13 protein-coding genes are annotated in these 18,867 nt (G+C 61.9%); 8 read left to right on the top strand and 5 right to left on the bottom strand.

Going from position 1 to position 18,867, the window contains the following annotated elements:
• The first annotated feature begins 67 nt into the window (after nt 1-67).
• Entirely contained in the window at nt 68-325 is a 258-nt protein-coding gene (locus SB772_RS18340; RefSeq protein WP_410834640.1) for a DUF4242 domain-containing protein, read from the top strand.
• Between the two features lie 253 nt (nt 326-578).
• Here the strand turns inward: SB772_RS18340 and SB772_RS18335 are convergent, their stop codons facing one another.
• A complete protein-coding gene (locus tag SB772_RS18335; protein ID WP_410834849.1) occupies nt 579-1,241 on the bottom strand; it encodes a dihydrofolate reductase family protein in 663 nt (220 codons plus the stop codon).
• Between the two features lie 471 nt (nt 1,242-1,712).
• On the opposite strand from SB772_RS18335, the gene SB772_RS18330 reads away from it, so the two are divergent.
• The 3 genes from SB772_RS18330 (at nt 1,713) to SB772_RS18320 (ending at nt 6,239) form a co-directional block, all read left to right on the top strand.
• Complete coding sequence (locus SB772_RS18330; RefSeq protein WP_410834639.1) at nt 1,713-3,173, top strand: trypsin-like peptidase domain-containing protein; 1,461 nt, start codon at nt 1,713-1,715, stop codon at nt 3,171-3,173.
• Between the two features lie 105 nt (nt 3,174-3,278).
• Entirely contained in the window at nt 3,279-4,208 is a 930-nt protein-coding gene (locus SB772_RS18325; protein ID WP_410834848.1) for a hypothetical protein, read from the top strand.
• A 69-nt stretch (nt 4,209-4,277) separates the two neighbouring features.
• Complete coding sequence (locus SB772_RS18320; RefSeq protein WP_410834638.1) at nt 4,278-6,239, top strand: enterotoxin; 1,962 nt, start codon at nt 4,278-4,280, stop codon at nt 6,237-6,239.
• Between the two features lie 45 nt (nt 6,240-6,284).
• Here the strand turns inward: SB772_RS18320 and SB772_RS18315 are convergent, their stop codons facing one another.
• Both SB772_RS18315 and SB772_RS18310 read right to left on the bottom strand, forming a co-directional pair.
• On the bottom strand, nt 6,285-8,186 hold the full coding sequence (locus SB772_RS18315; RefSeq protein WP_410834637.1) for a beta-galactosidase: 1,902 nt from the start codon (nt 8,184-8,186) through the stop codon (nt 6,285-6,287).
• 122 nt (nt 8,187-8,308) lie between these two features.
• A complete protein-coding gene (locus SB772_RS18310; RefSeq protein ID WP_410834636.1) occupies nt 8,309-8,950 on the bottom strand; it encodes a DsbA family oxidoreductase in 642 nt (213 codons plus the stop codon).
• Nucleotides 8,951-9,312: 362 nt separating this feature from the next.
• On the opposite strand from SB772_RS18310, the gene SB772_RS18305 reads away from it, so the two are divergent.
• A complete protein-coding gene (locus SB772_RS18305) occupies nt 9,313-10,878 on the top strand; it encodes a methyl-accepting chemotaxis protein (RefSeq protein ID WP_410834635.1) in 1,566 nt (521 codons plus the stop codon).
• A gap of 78 nt (nt 10,879-10,956) precedes the next feature.
• On the opposite strand, the gene SB772_RS18300 is transcribed toward SB772_RS18305, so the two are convergent.
• Nucleotides 10,957-13,698: an MGH1-like glycoside hydrolase domain-containing protein gene (locus SB772_RS18300; protein WP_410834634.1), complete on the bottom strand. Its 2,742-nt coding sequence runs from the start codon at nt 13,696-13,698 to the stop codon at nt 10,957-10,959.
• Between the two features lie 164 nt (nt 13,699-13,862).
• Here SB772_RS18300 and SB772_RS18295 point away from each other — a divergent pair, with 164 nt between their 5' ends.
• The gene (locus tag SB772_RS18295; protein ID WP_410834633.1) at nt 13,863-14,810 is read left to right on the top strand and encodes a pseudouridine-5'-phosphate glycosidase; all 948 of its coding nucleotides are present in this window, start codon (nt 13,863-13,865) and stop codon (nt 14,808-14,810) included.
• A 369-nt stretch (nt 14,811-15,179) separates the two neighbouring features.
• Nucleotides 15,180-15,599, top strand: a complete 420-nt coding sequence (locus SB772_RS18290) for a DUF1810 domain-containing protein (protein ID WP_410834632.1) — start codon at nt 15,180-15,182, stop codon at nt 15,597-15,599.
• A 71-nt stretch (nt 15,600-15,670) separates the two neighbouring features.
• Here SB772_RS18290 and SB772_RS18285 read toward each other — a convergent pair whose 3' ends face one another.
• Nucleotides 15,671-16,714, bottom strand: coding sequence for a lyase (locus tag SB772_RS18285; protein WP_410834631.1), 1,044 nt, complete (start codon nt 16,712-16,714; stop codon nt 15,671-15,673).
• 486 nt (nt 16,715-17,200) lie between these two features.
• Here SB772_RS18285 and SB772_RS18280 point away from each other — a divergent pair, with 486 nt between their 5' ends.
• Nucleotides 17,201-18,865, top strand: a complete 1,665-nt coding sequence (locus SB772_RS18280) for a cbb3-type cytochrome c oxidase subunit I (RefSeq protein ID WP_410834630.1) — start codon at nt 17,201-17,203, stop codon at nt 18,863-18,865.
• Nucleotides 18,866-18,867: the final 2 nt, after the last annotated feature.

Here is an 18,867-nt window from a genome sequence, read left to right as displayed (position 1 = left end):
GGGGTATTACATACTCATATTGCACAGCCGGAAGTCCAGCAAGCAGACACGATTATGGGAGAACACCATGCCGCGTTTCATGATTGAACGAAACTTCGCCGGGCAGCTCGAGGTTACCGGAGATTCCGCAGAACTCGTCAAACGGGTCAACGACGAGGAGGGGGTTAAATGGCTTTTCTCCTTTCTTAGCGCAGATAAGAAGAAAACCTATTGCCTGTACGAGGCACCCGACGGCGAAGCCATCCGCGCTGCCGCACGTCGCTTGAACCTGCCGGCCGATGTGATCGTCGAAGTCAGCGATTTGCGGCCGGAAATGTTCAACTAACGGCGGTAATCTGCCCGCGACAATCGAGTCGCTGATCGACATCCTGCAGATGTAGGGGGCGTTTCAAAAAACGGACAATAAAGCCAATTTCCGGATAGCGGACTTTCGCGGAGGCCCAGACTTGCAGCCTCGCGAATGGCGGCTCTGGCCGATAACGCAACTTTTGACTTCGCGAATTGAATGGCCGTTTGCTGGGCGGAGCCGACGTCTGAATGTCCGAGCGAAGGCGCGAGCGAATGACGCTTCATGGTTGTTAGGCGTCGTTGCGCCCTTGGCGACGGAGTACAACATGGGTGGCTTTCTCCGACGCAACGAACTGAACGCATTCGTATCCCAGAGCGCGCACGTCAATCCCCTCGAACAGTCGCTCTCCCCCGCCCAGCAGGACCGGCGAGATAGCGACGTGCAGCTCGTCGATGAGGCCCGTACGAAGATATTGCTGGATAGTGTCAGGTCCGCCGCCAATGCGCACATCCATTCCGTTGGCTGCGTCGCGCGCCCGGTCAAGCGCCTCGTGAATACCGCCCGTGACGAAGTAGAATGTCGTTCCGCCTTCCATCTGGATGGGCGGGCGCGCGTGATGAGTCAAGATGAAAGTTGGAACGTGATAGGGTGGGTTGTCCCCCCACCAGCCTTTCCAGTTCATGTCGGGCCAGGAACCGCGAATCGGTCCGAACATGTTTCTTCCGAGAATCCAGGCGCCAACATTCTTGAAGCCCCGCGCAGCGAAGTCGTCATCGATCCCCGTTGTGCCACCGTCGGCGCCAAATAGGGTCCGTTGGAACGTGCGTGTCGGGACTAACCACTGGTGCAAATCTGTCCCGCCCACGCCGAGCGGATTCCTGATGTCCTGATTCGGACCAACTCCGTATCCGTCAAGCGAGATGGTAAAGCCCTCAACTCGGACGCGTGCCATTTTCATGTCTTCCTTTCGATTGACGCCAGAAGTTATTTACCAGTCTAGTCTATGCGCAGGGTTGTGCTGGTTTGCGAACCGCTTACACCTTGTATGCTCATGATGCTTGATCTCCTTACGGGTTGAGCACTCAGGGTAAGTGATGACAACACTTCCAAATGCCTGGTAAGGGGTGGATTCCGCCCCCATCTCGGCCACCCGTAAGGCGCGGAAAGTTTTCGGTCAAAAATTGTCGTCCTTTCAACGTGCTACTTAGTTGACGTCGATTCGAAAATGTGCCGACAGCACCGGGCTCGACGCAAACGTTCGTTGCGGGGGTCTCTGCGCCAGTCGCAAGCGCTCCCCAGGAATAGCGCTATGTGCAATTTTCCTGTTGCTCCGCTATAAATCCTAATAGGCGAGGGTCTCGCTTTTTCGCACCGGCGCTTCACGCGCCCGGCGCGGGCATCACACCCGCCACGGAGGCGCACTGTGTTTGACCAGACCCTTGCTCGCATCTTGTTCCACGCTGCCTTGATAGCTGTGTTTATCTCTTGCTCTCCTTGCCTGCAGCCGGCGGCACACGCCGCGGGCGCGGCTGCGCCGCCTGCGAAGGAAAAGCGGGTTTCATCGGCCAACGCTTCGGCACTGGTCGACTTCCCGACCATCGCAGAGCGATACGGACCCGCCGTCGTGAATATCAGCGCGACTGCCCCGGAGCAGCAATCGTCGCTGACGGCCCCCGCGGCAATCGACGCTGACGATCCCCTTCTGGCGTTCGTCAAGCGCATGGTGCCGCGATCGCCGGCATCTCAGGACAGTTCGCCACGCGCCATCACGGGTACCGGCTCCGGTTTCATCGTTAGCCCCGACGGTCTCATTCTGACTACCGCTCACGTGGTGGATCAAGCTGGCGAAGTGACGGTCAGACTGACCGATCGACGCGAATTCAAAGCGAAGGTCCTGGCGGTCGACACCCAGAGCGACGTCGCGGTGATTCAGGTCGATGCCACGAAGCTTCCGACCGTCAAACTTGGGGACTCGTCGCGGGTACGCGTCGGTGAACCGGTTCTGACGATCGGCTCGCCCGACAGCTTCGAGAATACCGTTACCGCCGGCATAGTCAGCGCCACCTCTCGCACACTCCCGGACGGGAGCAGTTTTCCGTTTTTTCAAACCGATGTCTCCGCCAACCCGGACAATTCGGGTGGCCCACTGTTCAACCGTGCAGGCGAGGTGATCGGCATCGACGTGCAGATTTATGCGGACTCGGACAAGTACCCCAGCCTGACCTTCGCCATCCCGATCAACCTGGCGGCCAAGGTGCGATCGCAGGTGCTGGCCCTGCGCGCGACATCTCCGGGCGGCCTTGGCGTGGAGGTACAGGACGTCGGCCCCGGGTTGGCGGTGGCCTTTGGCCTGCCGCGACCGGCAGGTGCGCTGGTCAATTCCGTCGCGCCCGGCACACCGGCCGCCTCGAGCGGCCTCAAGCCAGGTGACGTCATCACGCAGATCGGCGACAAGACGATTGATCGCTCGGCCGAACTCGGCGAGGCGGCTACTGAACTGCTGCCCGGGACGATAACCACACTCAAGCTGATCCGCAATCGAAAACCGCTGACGACGAAGGTCATGGTCGGCGCGTCCGCGGAAAGCCCTCAGGCTCGACAAAGCGAAGGTGGCGCAACGGATCGCCTGGGCTTGATCATGCATCCGCTGAGTCAGGACGAGCTGCACGCCCGCGACCTTCCCATCGGTTTGATGGTTGACAGGGTCGAGGGGCCGGCGGCAAGCGCTGGCATCCAGCCCGGCGATATCGTCCTTTCGCTCAATGGCACGCTAGTCGAAACTCAGGCGGACGTGGCAGCGCTGGAAGCAAAGGCAGGCAAGGAGATAGCGGTGCTCATACAGCGCAACAACGCACGCAGCTTTGTTTCGGTCAAACCTAGATGAAAAGCCCGGCGTGGGCAGCATTGGTGTCGCGAATACTGCAACGATCGATGGAGTATGCTGCACGGTAGGTGCCAACAACCTGAGGCGGGAGGCCGAAGCACGTTGATGGTCGCGCTTGCTAAAGGCATAGGCAACGACAGGCCCCGGAAATCGAGGCTGATGTTAGCCATCCTGGTCGTGTGCTGGCTGTGCCACGGCCTGCTCGCGTTGGGCGCGGACGACGCTTCGAGCTTGCGCGACAAATACCAGAGCCTCGCGCAACAGCTCAAACATAACCCGTTCCGGCGTCCGCTATATCTTGAATCGGCGGAGTCACCCTCCGCGCTCAAGGGCGACATTTACGCCGTGGTGGACTACCCGTTCGCTACCGTCAGCGGCACGCTCGATGACCCCGCGCACGGCCCTGCCAACTGGTGCGATGTGCTGATACTGCACCTCAATACCAAGTATTGCCACGCCTCGACCAGCAGCAATGGCGACATGGTGAGCGTGAATATCGGCAGAAAAGTCGAACAGAAACTCGCCGACACCTACCGCGTGCAATTCCATTACCGCACAGCCGCCACGAGCCCAGGATACTTCCGGGTTGACCTCAACGCCGACAGCGGTCCGCTGAGCACAAAGGATTACCGTATCGTGCTCGAAGCGGTAGGCATAAGTGGCAACCAGACCTTTCTGCACCTGACCTACTCGTACGGCTACGGCATGGCGGGACGCATCGCCATGAAAACCTATCTGGCGACCATTGGCAGCGACAAGGTCGGTTTTACCGCCGTCGACGGTCCAGCCTCCGAACAGACTGAATACATAGGCGGGGTTCGCGGCCTGGTGGAACGCAATACGATGCGCTACTACCTGGCGATAGACGCTTATCTCGGCGCGCTGTCCAGCTCGCCCGACAAGCGTCTGGAGCAACGCCTGACTAACTGGTTCGATGCAACTGAACAGTATCCGCGACAACTGCACGAGGTGGGCCGGCAGGAATATATCCAGATGAAATACAAGGAATACGAGCGCCAGCAGACGGAACAATAGGCAGGTGGCACACCCGTGCTCCCGAAGTACGCTATGGATCACGCACCTGCCCCATCCCGGACTTCGTCCATGCACACCAAAGAAACTGCGTCCACGCATCCGGGCATGCCCGTGTTCCAGACGAACGGTGACAGGCATTCCTTCGGTAACGCGGCGATCGCCTTGAACTGGACCGTCAGGCACCAGCATCTGGCCGGTTTCGCCCTGACCGACCGCATGCACGTGCGCACGCTGCCGGTCACCGCGCCGTTCGCACTATCGCTGGCCGACGGTCGCACACTGGGCATTGCCGACCTGAAGCTGCTTGCGCCGCCGCGCGAAGAAATGCTGAGTGCAAATCCCAATGCGTCTCGACTGGCCGAACGGATTGCAGGCAGACGCGTGCACGCCATCCTCGGTGACGAACAGGGTCGCCTGCGTGTGGCGTGGAGCGTGGAGCAACGCGAAAGCGCCCAGTACTTGCGCTTGCAGGTGGCGATTACCGCGATCAGCCAGGACGAGCACATTGCCACCGTTTCGTTGCTGGAGACGCGGGCGTCCGGTGCGCAAACCAGCGGCGAGTGCAAAGGAACACCTGTGGTCGCGGGCAACGTCTACCTCGGTTTCGAACTTCCCATGTCCGAAAGCCAGGTACGCGGCAACACCGTCAGGTTCATCCTGTCGCGGGGCCTGCCGCTGGAAAAGGGCAAGACCAATGTCTTCTCGGCGGTCGCGGGTGTGGCTCGCGAGGGCCAGCTACGCCGCGATTTCGCGGCCTATCTCGAACGCGAACGAGCCCATCCGTACCGCCCGTTCCTGCACTACAACTGCTGGTACGACATCGGTTACCTCACACCGTACACACAGCAGCAAGCGCTCGAACGCATCGACGACATCGGCCGCGAGTTGCACGACAAGCGCGGCGTTCAACTCGACGCCTTCCTTTTCGATGACGGCTGGGACGACTACAGCGGCAGTTGGCATTTCGGCAAGGATTTTCCGCACGGATTCGTGCCGCTGCGCGACGCTGCCGCCCGGTACGGCGCGGCGCCCGGCGTGTGGCTGTCACCGTGGGGTGGCTATGGCTCGACGCGGCAGGCGCGCGTGACGCGGGGCCACGCCGCCGGATACGAGATCATCGACGGTTGCTTCGCGCTGTCCGGGCCGAAATACTATCGACGCTTCCATGAGGTCGTGATGGAACTGCTCACGCGGCACGGTATCAATCAGTTCAAATTCGACGGCGCCGGCAATGTCGACAAGGTGGTCCCGGGCAGCCGCTTCAGCAGCGACTGGGACGCGGCGATCCAGCTGATCGAGGACATCCGCGAAGCCAGGCCCGATACCTTCGTCAACCTCACCGTCGGCACGTATCCGTCGCCGTTCTGGCTGCGCTACGCCGACTCGATCTGGCGCGGCGGCAAGGATGACGATCTGGCCGGCGTAGGCAGCAACCGCGAACGCTGGATGACCTATCGCGACGCACAGACCTACCGCAACGTCGTAGTCAGGAATCCGTTGTTTCCGCTCAACTCGCTGATGCTCCACGGCATCATCTACGCGCAGTGCAACGATCGGTTGAACACCGCTCAAGGCCAGGACTTCGCCAATGAAGTGCATTCGTATTTCGGCAGCGGCACACAACTGCAGGAGCTGTACATCACACCGTCGCTGCTGAGCGACGGCGACTGGGACGTTCTCGCCGAGTCTGCCAGGTGGGCCCGGGCGAATGCCGACGTGCTGCGCGACAGCCACTGGATTGGCGGTGCGCCGGACGCGCTCGAGGTGTACGGCTGGGCTGCATGGTCGCCGGTCAAGGCGATCGTCACGCTGCGCAATCCCGACAGCCAGGCGAAGGGCTTCGTGCTCGATTTGCAGCGGCAACTGGAGTTACCGGCCGGCGCGGCGGGACGATTCCAGACACGCAGCTTATGGCACGGTCATACCTCGCATGGTCCATCGGTGCTGGACGCGGACCAGCGGCAGACCATCCGGCTCTCGCCTTTCGAGGTGCTCACTTTGGAGCTGGTGCCGGCCGACGGCGAAGGGTAATCGGGGTGGCCATGGATTTCCCGGCGTTGGCTTCCGGCGGCTTCTTTACGATAGCGTGCGCGCCAGTTCGACCGGTTTCGCTTCGATCTGGTGGAGATCGAAGATGACGATCTCGTTGTCCCCCTGCCGCAGCCAGGGTGCTGGACAATACAGACGCTTTTGCGGGCCGATATTCCAGTAGCGGCCGAGATTGTGCCGGTTGACCCAGACCAGGCCTTTGGTCCAGCCGCTCATGTCGATATAGGTATCGCCGACTTTGTCCAACGGCAAAGTGGCTTTGAAGAACAGTCCGGCCTTGCGTGGATTCGCACAGACGGCGCGCAGGTTAGCGATAAACGCGGGATCCATCGGCAACAGGAAGACTTCCCAGCCGGTGAGCGTGTCGCTCGAGCCTCCCGCATCCTGCAGCGTGACCGGTTCGAGAATGCCTTTGCGGTCGATCATCGCGTGGCCGTAATTCACACGCCCCATGCCCTCCACGAGAATCTCCAGTGATACGGCACCGTCCGGCGACGACGGCGGGACCGGCAATGCAAGCGGCGCATGGTGCGTGACATTCAGCGGCTGCGCACAGCGCTCTGGCATGAGCGCTCTCGACACGCCGCCCACATATTGCTCGCCGACGAAAACGGTCGCGTAATCGTGAACATGCCTGATATCCAGCACACCACCGCGGTGGCCCTGCAGCTTCTTGCGATACAGCGCGAAACCGAACGCCTGCCCAACCATCTCGAACGGCTGCGGATGGACGGTTTGTGCAGCTGGGAGCGCGGCAGGCAGGTTGTCCCAAATGGACGCGTAAAGAACCGGCATCAAAGCCTGGCTGCCTTTGCGTGTGATCGTCGGAACAGGTTCGGGTATATCGGGCAACGGCGTCGATAGATAGCGAGAAATAGCGGACCGGTACTTCATGTACTTCGACGTCGCCACGCCTTGCTCGCTGATCGGCGCTGCGTAGTCGTAGCTGGTAATGTCGGGTTGATATTCGCCTGAATCGGCATCCACGTTTGCGCCGGCATAAAAGCCGAAGCTGGTGCCGCCGTGAACGACATAGAGGTTGAACGACAGCTTCAATTGCATGAGCGCGTCCAGCGTGCCGGAGATATCGACGGCCGTGCCTTTGAGCGTCTCGTCGCCCCAATGGGTGAGCCACCCTGGATACACTTCGCCGGCCATCGCCGGGACGGCCGGAAATTCCCGCCGGACGGCCGCGATTTGCTCTGCATCGCCATTGCTCAATGCGATCGCGCCGCCGGTGACGTTCGTGCGATTCTGTTCAAGCTGCCTGATGCCGTCTTCGGTATAGAACGGCCCCTGTATCCCTTCCTGAAGCCAGAGCTGCCTTATCTCTTCGAGGTAAACCGGGTTGCCGGCGTACGAGCCGAATTCATTCTCGATCTGAATCATCAGGATCGGTCCACCGTTACTCGCCAGCAGTGGTTCGATGCGCGGGCTCAGCGCCTTGATGTAGCTAGCGACCGCCGACATGTAGCGACGATCGTTAGCGGAGTCGGTCCTGAGCTGGATGTCCGGATAACTCAACAGGTACGACGGAATGCCGCCCAGATCCCATTCGCCGCAGATATAGGGACCCGGCCGCAGCAACACCCACATCCCCTCCTGCTGGCACAGTCGAATGAATGCTTCGATGTCGCGGTTCTCTGTGCGGAAATCGAAAACGCCTGGACTCGTTTCGTGGTAATTCCACATGATGTAGAGGGCGATGCAGTTCATCCCCATCGCCCTGGCCATCAGGATGCGATGCTGCCAGTATTCGGCGGGGACGCGGGCGGGATGCATCTCCCCGCTACGGATCTGGAAACGCTCGCCGTCGAGCAGGAAGCTTTCGCCATCCTGACTAAAAGAAAAAGTATGCCCGCTTGTGACTGCTGGGGCTGGGATGTCGATTGCGGACGTTCCGGTCAGGCTGCTGTCCGGCCGAAGCATACAGCCATCGCCTGCGACGCTACACGCTTGCGAACGGCTGCCATGGACAAGGTTGAATGATTTTTTTGACCCATGCATGAAGTACCACCTTGCCGAGCCGCTGCGTTGGCGCGGTCGCCGCGCTACGCTTCGGCCAGAATCTGCTGGATGACTTGCTCGAAGGTTTCCACCGGTTGTCCGCCGCTCACCAGATAGCGACCGTTAAAGATGATCGCAGGCACTGACTGGATACCCGCCGCCTGGTATTCCCGCTCTTCCGCACGAACCTCATCGGCATAGTCGCCGCGGCGCAGTACTTCACGTGCTTCCACAGCGTCGAGCCCGACGGATTGGGCCGCTTCGACCAGAACGTCGTGATCGCTCGGGTCTTTACCCTCGAAATGATAAGCCCGCAGCAACGCCAGTTTGAGTGGCAACTGCGTGCCTTTGATACCGGCCCAATGCATCAGGCGGTGCGCATCGAAGGTGTTATAGACGCGCGTACGCGGGCCGAAGGCAAAACCAACGCTCGCCCCACGCTCCCGGATCATGGCTTGCGTTTCGGCGATCTGTGCCGGCGTGCGTCCGTATTTTTTGCCGAGATAATCGACAATGGCCTCGCCGTCCGGCCCCATCTGCGGATTCAACTCGAAGGGATGGACGACTATTCGAGCGTCGACCGCTTCGCCCAGGCGCGATAGCGCGAGCTGCAGCGACGACAGGCCGATCGCGCACCATGGGCATGCGATATCGGAGACGAAATCGATTGTTAGCTGTTGTGTCATTGCTTTCCTGACGGGAATAACCTGTGGCTTGGCCGGCTCGGTACGACGCAAATGCGGCCCACAGGGTAGCCTAGCCTGAATTGCCAATTTTTGCAGGGCTGCGTTCCGGACGTAAAAGCGTGCCGCCCGCGAAATGGAACGGTCAGCTCGCGCTACGGCGATCCGACCGTATTTTTTTGCAAACTGCGTCGCAATCCACCATATCGAAGTCGCATCAGCACAAAGCTTCCTCACTCGCCCTGTCGTTATCCCGTCCACAGCCCCGACGATCGCCGCGCCTGGTCAGGCCGCGTTCGTCGTTCGTGATCCAGAAACCACATCCACCGCCGAGCGCGTTCCGATCGCCGGCCAAAGGCGCCCTAATGCGAAAACAGCTCACCATCCGCGGCGGTCTCGTAGCGACGATCGCCGGGTACACCGTGCTGCTCGTCCTGGTCGTCAGTGCGTGTATTGCCGGCCTCTACGCGGGCAACGCGTCGCTGCAGGCGATGTACCGCGACGACACCGCATCGCTGCTGCACCTCAAGACGAGCGCCGAGCACCTGCTCGTTGTGCGCGAGCGCTTTAGCGACGTCGCGCAGATCATCAGCGCCGGTCAGTCCGCAAAGAAGGAGATCGCGCAACTCCACACGCTTCTCAAGGAAAGCAACGACGAACTGGACGGGTACGCGCGCCTGCATGATCGCGACGCACAGGAGCAGGCTCTCTTCGACGCGCTCCAGAAAAGCCGCCAGGACCTGCTCGACCAGGTCTTCTTAAAGGCGCTGTCCCAGCTCGACCGCGACGACGGATTCAATTTCCTCGACACCCAGCGCGCCGCGCCGCCCGCGCTTTTCGCGGCGTACCAGGACGCGATCGGCGCCCTCGAAAACGTCCAGGTCACACGCGAGAAGGCTCGCTACGACGCGGCTGCCGCGCGTTTCCACAAGATTGTCTGGGCGATGGGCGCGATAGCCGCACTCGCGCTCGTCGTCGGCTTCTTCGCGCAGCGCGGGCTCGCGAAGGCGATCATCGAGCCGATCGATCTCGTCGTCGATCACTTCGAGAAGATCGCGAAGGGAGACCTGACGGGCACCGTCGTCGTCGCCCGCGAAAACGAGATGGCATATCTGCTGAACGCGTTGAAGCAGATGCAGGCGGGTCTCACCGAAACGGTGAAGCAAGTGCGCGCAAGCACAGAGACTATCGTAGGCGACGTCAGCGCAATCGCGAGCGGCAACGTCGATCTGTCCGCGCGCACCGAGCAGCAGTCCGTGTCGCTGCAGCAGGCCGCGGCGAGCGTCGAGCAGCTGACGGCGGCCGTACGCCAGAACGCGGACAACGCCCGTGACGCGCGCAACTACGTCGAGGGCGCCGCCGATATCGCGTCGCGCGGCGGGCAGGCGATGCAGCGCGTCGTCGCGACGATGTCCGCGATCTCGGAAAGCTCCGCGCGGATCGCCGGCATCGTCGGCGTCATCGAGAGCATTGCGTTCCAGACCAACATCCTCGCGCTGAACGCGGCCGTCGAAGCCGCGCGCGCCGGCGAGCAGGGCCGCGGCTTCGCGGTCGTCGCGACCGAGGTCCGCGGGCTCGCGCAGCGCAGCGCATCGGCCGCGAAGGAGATCAAGGAGCTGATCGGCGATTCGACACGCCGCGTCGAGGACGGCAGCGGCTTCGTCGCCCAGGCGGGCTCGACGATGGCCGAGATCGTCAACGCCGTCGAGCGCGTCAATACGATCATGGGAGAAATCAGCATCGCGTCCGACGAGCAGTCGTCCGGCATCGAGCAGGTCAACGCAACCGTCACGCAAATGGAGCAGACGATGCAGCGCAATGCCGCGCTCGTCGAGGAGGCGTCGGCAGTCGCGCTTTCGCTGGAGGAACAGAGCGCACGGCTCAACGATGCGGTCGCGCAGTTCCGTCTGCGGGACGAGGCGGTCGACTGACGGCCGTGCCGCGCACGTCGTCAAGCGTATAGGTTCGGCCGTCAGTTGTGCGCCGACAGCCTTCCAGCAGCCGAAACGCTACCGGGCCATGACCGGTGCGGTGTCTTCGGCCACCGGCGCGGCCACCGACGCGACATCAGCCGCTACATGGGACAACTTCATCATGCGCGGCTGGAGCAGCAGCGCGACGAGCCCGCTCCAGCCGGTCTGATGCGACGCGCCGACGCCGCGTCCGTTGTCGCCATGGAAGTACTCATGGAACAGTACGAGATCCTGCGAACGCGGGTCGGCTTGCAGCAACGGATAGGCCGCCATTACGGGCCGCACGCCTTGTGCATCTTTGAGAAAGAGCGTGGTGACGCGCCGAGCAAGATCGTCGGCAATCTCGCCCAACGAAAACCGGTTGCCCGTTCCCGTCGGATACTCGATGCGGAAATCATCGCCGTAGTAACGATGAAATTCATATAACGATTCGATCAGCAAGTAGTTGACCGGTATCCAGACCGGTCCGCGCCAGTTCGAATTGCCGCCGAAAACACGCGAGTCCGACTCGGCTGGCTGGTATTCGATGCGCAAGCTCGCGCCGTCATGGTCGAAGACGTACGGTGCATCGCGATGCACGCGGGACAGCGCCCGCACGCCGTGCTCCGAGAGAAACTCGTTTTCATCGAGCGCACGGCGCAACAGCGATTTCATCCGGTGTCCGCGCAACAGCGAGAGCAGCGTGGTCTTGCCCTTGCCGGGTTCGGTCCAGCGCGACACCAGCTTTGCCAGATTCGGCCGATGATCGAGAAACCACGCCAGCCGTTCGCGCAATCCCGGCAGATGGCCGTACACCCGCTCATCCAGCACGTGAACGGCGAACAGCGGAATCAGCCCGACGATCGAACGAACGCACATGGGCGCACGGGTTCCGTCCGGAAGGTGCAGGACGTCGTAGAAGAATTCGTCGGGTTCGTCCCATAACCCTGTGCTGCAGCCTTCGTTACAACTGACCGCTTCCGCGATATACAGAAAGTGCTCGAAGAACTTCACCGCGATTTCGACGTACGCGTTGTTCGTCATCGCCAGTTCGAGGCCGATCTGCATCAGGTCGAGCGCGTAGGAGGCCATCCATGCAGTGCCATCGGCCTGATCGATGCGGCCGCCGGTCGGCAGCGGCGAAGACCGGTCGAAGATGCCGACATTGTCGAGCCCAAGAAAACCGCCCTGAAAGATGTTGCGGTCGTCGGCGTCCTTGCGGTTGACCCACCACGAGAAATTGAGCAGCAGCTTGTGGAACATGACTTCGAGAAACGCGTGATCGCCAACGCCCGTCACCTCGCGGTCCAGTTCATACACACGCCATGTTGCCCACGCATGAACGGGCGGATTCGCATCGCCGAACGCCCACTCGTAGGCGGGCAATTGCCCGTTCGGATGCATATAGCGCTCCTTCACGAGCAGCAGCAACTGCTTCTTCGCGAAGTCGGGATCGATCATGGCGAACGCGACCGCATGAAACGCGAGGTCCCACGATGCGTACCATGGATACTCCCACTTGTCGGGCATCGACACGATGTCGCCATTGCACATGTGCCGCCAGTCCGCGTTGCGGCCTTGCCTCCGTGCTCTCGGTGGCTTCGGTTGACCGGGGTCACCGTCATGCCAGCGCGTCACGTCGAACTGGTAGTACTGCTTCGACCACAGCATCCCGGCGAGCGCCTGACGCTGCACGAGCCGCGCATCGGCGTCGGGAATGTCGTGCTGAAGCGCTGCATAGAATTCGTCGGCCTCCGCTTGCCGGCGCGCAAAAAGCTCGTTCAGGTCGAGCGGCACGGCATCCGGAGCCGGTTCGGGACGCCAGCGCAGATACAGCACCGAGCGCTCACGAGGCGCGAACTGCAGGACCACATGCGCGGCGGCGCGGGTACCCTTGTCGCGCCGGATTGCCTGCTCGTCGCCGTCGACGAGGTAGTCATTGAAGCCGTCCTTGAACGGCCCCGCTCCATCGATGCCGTAAATGCGGCGCACATTCGTTTCGTTTTCGCAGAAGAGCCACTCGATCGGCTGTTGCGCCGATGCCGTCACGATCATCGTTCCGAGCGCGGGATTGTGGGCGATCACGCACGCGCCCTCCTCTTTATTCGGCTCCAGCGTGAGCGACGGCTTGCCGGGCTTGCCCGACCACGCCCATCTGTTGCGCGCCCAGAATTGCGGCAACAGATGAAGCGCCGCGCGCTGATCCGCGCGGTTTTCGACGGTAACGCGCATCACGATATCGTCGGGTGTGTGCTTCGCATACTCGACGTAGATGTCGAAGTAGCGGTTGTCGTCGAACACGCCCGTATCGAGTATTTCATACTCCGGCTGATCAGCGCCGCGCCGCCGGTTTTCGTCGATCAGGTCCTGGTACGGATACGCCTCATGAGGATACTTGTACAGCATCTTCATGTACGAATGCGTCGGCGTGCCGTCGAGATAGAAGTAAAGCTCCTTCACGTCCTCGCCGTGATTGCCTTGCTCATTCGTTAGCCCAAAGAGCCGTTCCTTGATGATCGGATCGTGCCCGTTCCAGAGCGCGAGCGATACGCACCAGTCGAGCGGGTCGTTGCCGAATCCGGCAATGCCGTCCTCACCCCAGCGGTACATGCGGCTGCGCGCATGATCGTGCGGAAAGTAGTCCCACGCGGTGCCGTGTTCGCTGTAGTCTTCGCGAACGGTGCCCCATTGCCGCTCGCTCAGATAAGGTCCCCAGCGGCGCCAGCGGTCGAGTTCCGGACCATGGAGCCGGGCACCTTCCTTCGACTGGAGAAGATTGATTGCGCGTAGCGGCGGCATGGAACCTCCCGACCCGAGATCGACCATCCAACACGTTCAGTGCGTGAACGTCTGCCCTGTTCCATCAGAATCTTAATGATAGGCGCCATCGCGCTGCAGCGCGCGAGCCGTGGACCCGCCTTGTGTTGCATACTTAAGCGAATCACACCGCCGAAAACGTCGACATGGTTGCGGACCTTGCACACTCGTGGTTGACCCGCAGCGCACCTGTGGTCGCGGCACAAGCCGCCGGCCGCCCGCTGGTGGCGCTGGAATCGACCATCATCGCTCACGGCATGCCCTATCCGGAGAACGTTCGCACCGCGCGCGAAGTGGAGGCCTCGATCCGCGGGCTGGGCGCCGAGCCCGCAACTATCGCACTGATCGGCGGGCGAATCCGCATCGGCCTTTCGGACGACGAGCTGGAACTGCTCGGCCGCTCGGACCACGTACACAAGGTCAGCCGCCGCGACCTGCCGGCAGTGCTGGCCGGCGGCGGGCTCGGCGCCACGACGGTGGCTGGCACGATGATATGTGCCGCCCTGGCCGGTATCGAGGTGTTCGTGACCGGCGGCATTGGCGGCGTGCACCGGGGCGCGCCGGAAACCTTCGACATTTCGGCCGACCTGCAGGAACTGGCGAAGACCTCGGTGGCGGTGGTCTGTGCCGGTGCGAAGTCCATCCTGGACATCGGGCTCACGTTGGAATACCTGGAAACGCACGGCGTGCCGGTGCTCAGTTGCGAGCAGGACAATTTCGCGGCGTTTTACACGCGCGACAGCGGCTTTCGCGCGGACTTCAGGCTCGACGACGCGGCGGAGCAGGCGCGCTTCATCCGTACCAAGTGGGACCTGGGCCTCGTGGGCGGCGTGGTGTTGAGCACGCCGGTGCCGGAAGCGGCAGCGATGAGCTTCGAAGAGATCGACGCGCTGACCCGGCAGGCGCTCGCCGAGGCCACGGCGCAAGGCATCACCGGTAAGGCCGTGACACCCTTCCTGCTGGCTCGCATCAAGGCACTGACGAGTGGACGCAGCCTCGCGACAAATATCGCGCTCGTGAAACACAATGCCGAGGTGGGCGCAAGGCTGGCGCTGGCGTTGGCACACGCAGGGCGCGGGGCGGGCGCGGCGTAGACACAGGAACGTCCGCTCTCCAGCAAACTTCGCGTCAGAACGAGGTCTTCCAGAACGGTAGCCGCGGCAATGCGCCCGTGATGACCGCCGTCGCACCTACGTTGAATGCCGAGCAGGCCAAGGCCGTTGCCGCCTATCTGCAATCCGGATAAGCGGTTGCCAATTCCTGCGGTCGACGGGCGATCCCGGATACGGAAAGTTAGCCGTTCGGTTGCGCGTTTCGATGGGCTAACATTAAAAACGCAACGCCCGATGCCGCATTGCGCGGCAGGTAATAGCCGCGGCGGGCGGCGGACGAGGTGGGGAAACAGGTGCGAGAATCGAGGTTCAAGGGTGTGGATTTCCACGCCGGCATCGATGGAATACGAAATGGACGATCTATATGACCTTCAGCGCTTTGTCGACGCCCAGGACCCGGTGTACGCACAGGTATGCGATGAACTGAGGAAGGGACGTAAGCGAAGCCACTGGATGTGGTTCGTGTTTCCGCAAATCCAGGGCCTCGGGGCAAGCGCAATGGCGCGGCGGTTCGCGATCTCGTCGTTGGCCGAGGCCGAAGCCTATCTGCGCCACCCGTTACTCGGTCCGCGGCTGCGCGAATCGACGCAACTCGTCAACCTCGTCAAAGAGCGTTCCATCGAGGAGATTTTCGGGTATCCGGACTACCTGAAGTTTCGATCGTCGATCAGCCTGTTCGCGCGCGCCACGAGCGACAACGACGTATTTGTGGAAGCGCTGCGCAAGTATTTCGGCGGTGAAGCCGATCCGCAAACTCTGCAACTGCTCTAGGCCATTTTTGCGCTGGGCCTGCGCGCGTGGCGGAGCGGATTTCGGAATTTCAGTGTCGGCACAGTGTGTCGTCAATTTCTGCTCGCATCCGCTGCGCGGGACCGGTAGCGCAGCAGATGATCGGTGCCGGATTCGGACAGCCAGACTTCGCCCGGCCGGCCCATCATCTCGCGTACGTTCGCGTGCGGGCGCGGCAGCGAAAACACTTCGAACCGCTCGGCACGCGGGTCGAAGCGCACTAGCGCGTTGGCGCTCCATTCACTGAGCCAGACGATATCCTGGTCGTCTACAAATATTGCGTACACGTGCGGATCGTCGCCGGGCAGCCGCCATTCGCGCCATTGATGCGTCACGGGATCGAATACGCCGACTTTTCCTGCGTTCCACTCGCTGACCCAGACGCGTCCCTTCGAATCGGACCATACACGGCGCGCGCCCTGGTTCGACGTTGGCGGCTCGATGACCTGCGCCGCACCACTCCCGGGATCGATGCGACCGAGATAACTCCCCGCCAGCGACGCGAAATACAGGCTGCCGTCCGGGGTCACGCAGATGCCGTAGGGCCCCGGCCCGCGCGGCGCATCGAAGACTCGCATGCGGGCGCGCTGCGGATCCAGTTCGCCATAGATGCCGCTTTGCCCGGTAAACCACAGATGCCCTTGTTTGTCGAACACGGCGGTGTTCAGATTGGCGTCTGGCCGGTCCTTCGGCAGCGGGAAACGCGTGACGGCGAGCGTCTTCGGATCGATGCGCACAATCGCGTTCTGGCCGCCGTCCGTCACCCACGCCGCGCGATCGGGACCCACGATCACGCCGTGCGGCGCCGATCCGGCGCCGAGCGGAATCCTGTCGATCCTGCCGCTACGCGGGTCCAGCCGTCCGACCGCGCCCTGCGCCTGCGCGGTGTACCACACGGCGCCGTCCGGCGCGGGTGCGACGTCATGCGGCGCACTGCCGGTCGGGACGGCGAAAGTCTCGAACGACGGAGGCTGCGCCTGCGCCGGGCCGATGGTGAGCGCAGCGCTCGCCAGGGCCGACGCAAACCTCGGCGCCAGCCCTGCTTCGAGAATCTTGTGCACCGTTGCCACAACCCGTTTCCTCGCGATCGCCAACATGCTCGCCTCCGTGTCACAGGATGAGTTTCAAAGGGCGCTGACGGCTTTTTATTGTTGCACCTTTTTATTGTTGCACTTATCTGTAGCCGTCGCTGTGCCGGCTCATTCGCCACGCCGGCTCCGGCGCAATTCAGGTTCACGGTGACGAAGGATGCGCCTTCAAAAACATCACGGTGGTGTCCGCAGGTTGTTTGGCGTGCAATGCGACTTCATACGTCCACGGCGCATTCGAAATGCCCGGTGGAAACACGCAACCGCTGCTCGGCTCGGGCATATCAATAAAGCATGCATTACATCGCAAAAATGCATATTACATATGCGAATGCGAGCCTCATACTGCTTTTCAACCGACGTGCCGGGACCGGCAACAGTGTGCACACCGCGAATCTTGCGGACGGAACAAGTCACCTGAGTTCCCCCGAGGTCACACAAGCGTGACCGCCGTCGCTAACAATTTTCCTTCGAACATTTGAGGGCTTTTCAGCCATGACGCTCACAGTCGGCTCATTGCTTGCGTTGTCGTTTCTCATTTCCGTGCTCGGGCTCTTCATGTTCATCTGGGCACAGACACGAGGTTTGATGCGGGCCGGCCCAGAGGCGGCACAGGTGATATTCGAAGCGGGTGAACTCGGCATGGTCGAAGAACCCGGGATTTCGACGACGCAACGCGGCGCGCTGCAAAGGGCCGAAAGCAATGCCAATGCTTCGGCGACGCGCGGCGGCGCGCAACGAGCCTCGCACACGCGGCCTGATTTGCTGGCCCGCGAAGTGCAGGACAGGTCGAGCCGCGCCGCCGCGTTCGCGTTTCTCACGTCGTCGATCCTGTGGCTGGTACTCGGCTCGCTCGCCGGCCTGGTGGCCTCACAAAAGCTGACGTCGCCGGACTTTCTGGCGCAATCGGCCTGGCTGACGTTCGGCCGCATCAGAACCGCGCACTTGAATATGGTGATCTATGGCTGGGCATCGATGGCGGGACTGGGCATCTCGTTGTGGATGCTGCCGCGGCTGCTAAAGACGCGTCTGGTCGGCGAGCGTTACGCCGTCGCGGGCGCCGGTCTATGGAATGCCGGTGTCGCGGCCGGCGTCGTGGCGATACTCGCGGGCTGGACGGACGGCCTGCAGTGGCTCGAGATCCCGTGGCAGATCGGCATTCTTCTTGCACTGGGCGGCGCACTGTCAGCGGTGCCGCTATTTTTGACGCTCGCCCGCCGCAATGTGGACCACCTGTACGTTTCGGTCTGGTACATCGCTGCGGCGCTGCTCTGGTTTCCGATCCTGTATGTCGTCGCGAAAGTGCCGTACGTGCATTTCGGCGTGGAGCAGGCGATCGTCAACTGGTGGTTCGCACACAACGTGCTTGGCTTGTGGCTTACGCCGTTCGGTCTTGCTTCAGCCTACTACTTCATCGCGAAGGTGCTTGGCCGTCCTATCTATTCGTACAACCTCTCGCTGGTCGGCTTCTGGGCGCTGGCGATGTTCTATAGCCAGGCCGGCATTCATCATCTGCTCGGCGGCCCCGTGCCAGCGTGGCTGCAAAGCGTCTCGGTCGTGCAAAGCGTGATGATGCTGATCCCCGTCCTCGCGGTCGGCGTCAATCAGCACGTGACGGTGGCCGGGCGCTTCGCGACGCTGCGATATTCGCCCACGCTGCGCTTCGTCGTACTGGGCGCCGCGCTGTACACGCTCGTTTCGCTGCAAGGCTCGCTCGAAGCCGTGCCGTTCTTCAATCGCCTCGTGCACTTCACCCAGTACAAGGTCGCGCATGCGCACCTCGGCCTGTACGGCTTTTACTCGATGATCATGTTCGGTTCGATCTATTTCGTGATGCCACGCGTACTGGAGCGGGAGTGGCCCTATCCGAAGTTGGTTGCCCTGCATTTCTGGCTGGCTGTGATCGGCTTCGCGATCTACTTCGTTTCTCTGAGCATCGGCGGTGTTCTGCAGGGCATCGCCATGCTTGATGCCACGCGTCCCTTCATGGATTCCGTCACCGTGCTCACGCCTTACCTGAGAGCGAGAACGTTCGGTGGCGTGCTGATGACCGCCGGGCACCTCGTATTCGCGTGGCACTTCTTCGCAATGCTACTCGACCGCGGGACGATCCGCTCCGGCCAGGCGCTTATCGGCGGCGTGCCGTCCGCAGGAGTCTGACC

Source organism: Paraburkholderia sp. SIMBA_030, from assembly GCF_046535245.1.
GTDB lineage: Bacteria > Pseudomonadota > Gammaproteobacteria > Burkholderiales > Burkholderiaceae > Paraburkholderia.
Note: the sequence above shows the minus strand (reverse complement) of the source record. Positions and strands in the feature narration are given on the sequence as shown.

What these genes read in the sequence shown, in the direction of transcription:
- SB772_RS18340 (WP_410834640.1), top strand. Translation starts at nt 68, where the DNA reads ATGCCGCGTTTCATGATTGAACGAAACTTCGCCGGGCAGCTCGAGGTT.
- SB772_RS18335 (WP_410834849.1), bottom strand. Translation starts at nt 1,241, where the DNA reads ATGGCACGCGTCCGAGTTGAGGGCTTTACCATCTCGCTTGACGGATAC.
- SB772_RS18325 (WP_410834848.1), top strand. Translation starts at nt 3,279, where the DNA reads ATGGTCGCGCTTGCTAAAGGCATAGGCAACGACAGGCCCCGGAAATCG.
- SB772_RS18320 (WP_410834638.1), top strand. Translation starts at nt 4,278, where the DNA reads ATGCACACCAAAGAAACTGCGTCCACGCATCCGGGCATGCCCGTGTTC.
- SB772_RS18315 (WP_410834637.1), bottom strand. Translation starts at nt 8,186, where the DNA reads ATGCTTCGGCCGGACAGCAGCCTGACCGGAACGTCCGCAATCGACATC.
- SB772_RS18310 (WP_410834636.1), bottom strand. Translation starts at nt 8,950, where the DNA reads ATGACACAACAGCTAACAATCGATTTCGTCTCCGATATCGCATGCCCA.
- SB772_RS18305 (WP_410834635.1), top strand. Translation starts at nt 9,313, where the DNA reads ATGCGAAAACAGCTCACCATCCGCGGCGGTCTCGTAGCGACGATCGCC.
- SB772_RS18300 (WP_410834634.1), bottom strand. Translation starts at nt 13,698, where the DNA reads ATGCCGCCGCTACGCGCAATCAATCTTCTCCAGTCGAAGGAAGGTGCC.
- SB772_RS18295 (WP_410834633.1), top strand. Translation starts at nt 13,863, where the DNA reads ATGGTTGCGGACCTTGCACACTCGTGGTTGACCCGCAGCGCACCTGTG.
- SB772_RS18290 (WP_410834632.1), top strand. Translation starts at nt 15,180, where the DNA reads ATGGACGATCTATATGACCTTCAGCGCTTTGTCGACGCCCAGGACCCG.
- SB772_RS18285 (WP_410834631.1), bottom strand. Translation starts at nt 16,714, where the DNA reads ATGTTGGCGATCGCGAGGAAACGGGTTGTGGCAACGGTGCACAAGATT.
- SB772_RS18280 (WP_410834630.1), top strand. Translation starts at nt 17,201, where the DNA reads ATGACGCTCACAGTCGGCTCATTGCTTGCGTTGTCGTTTCTCATTTCC.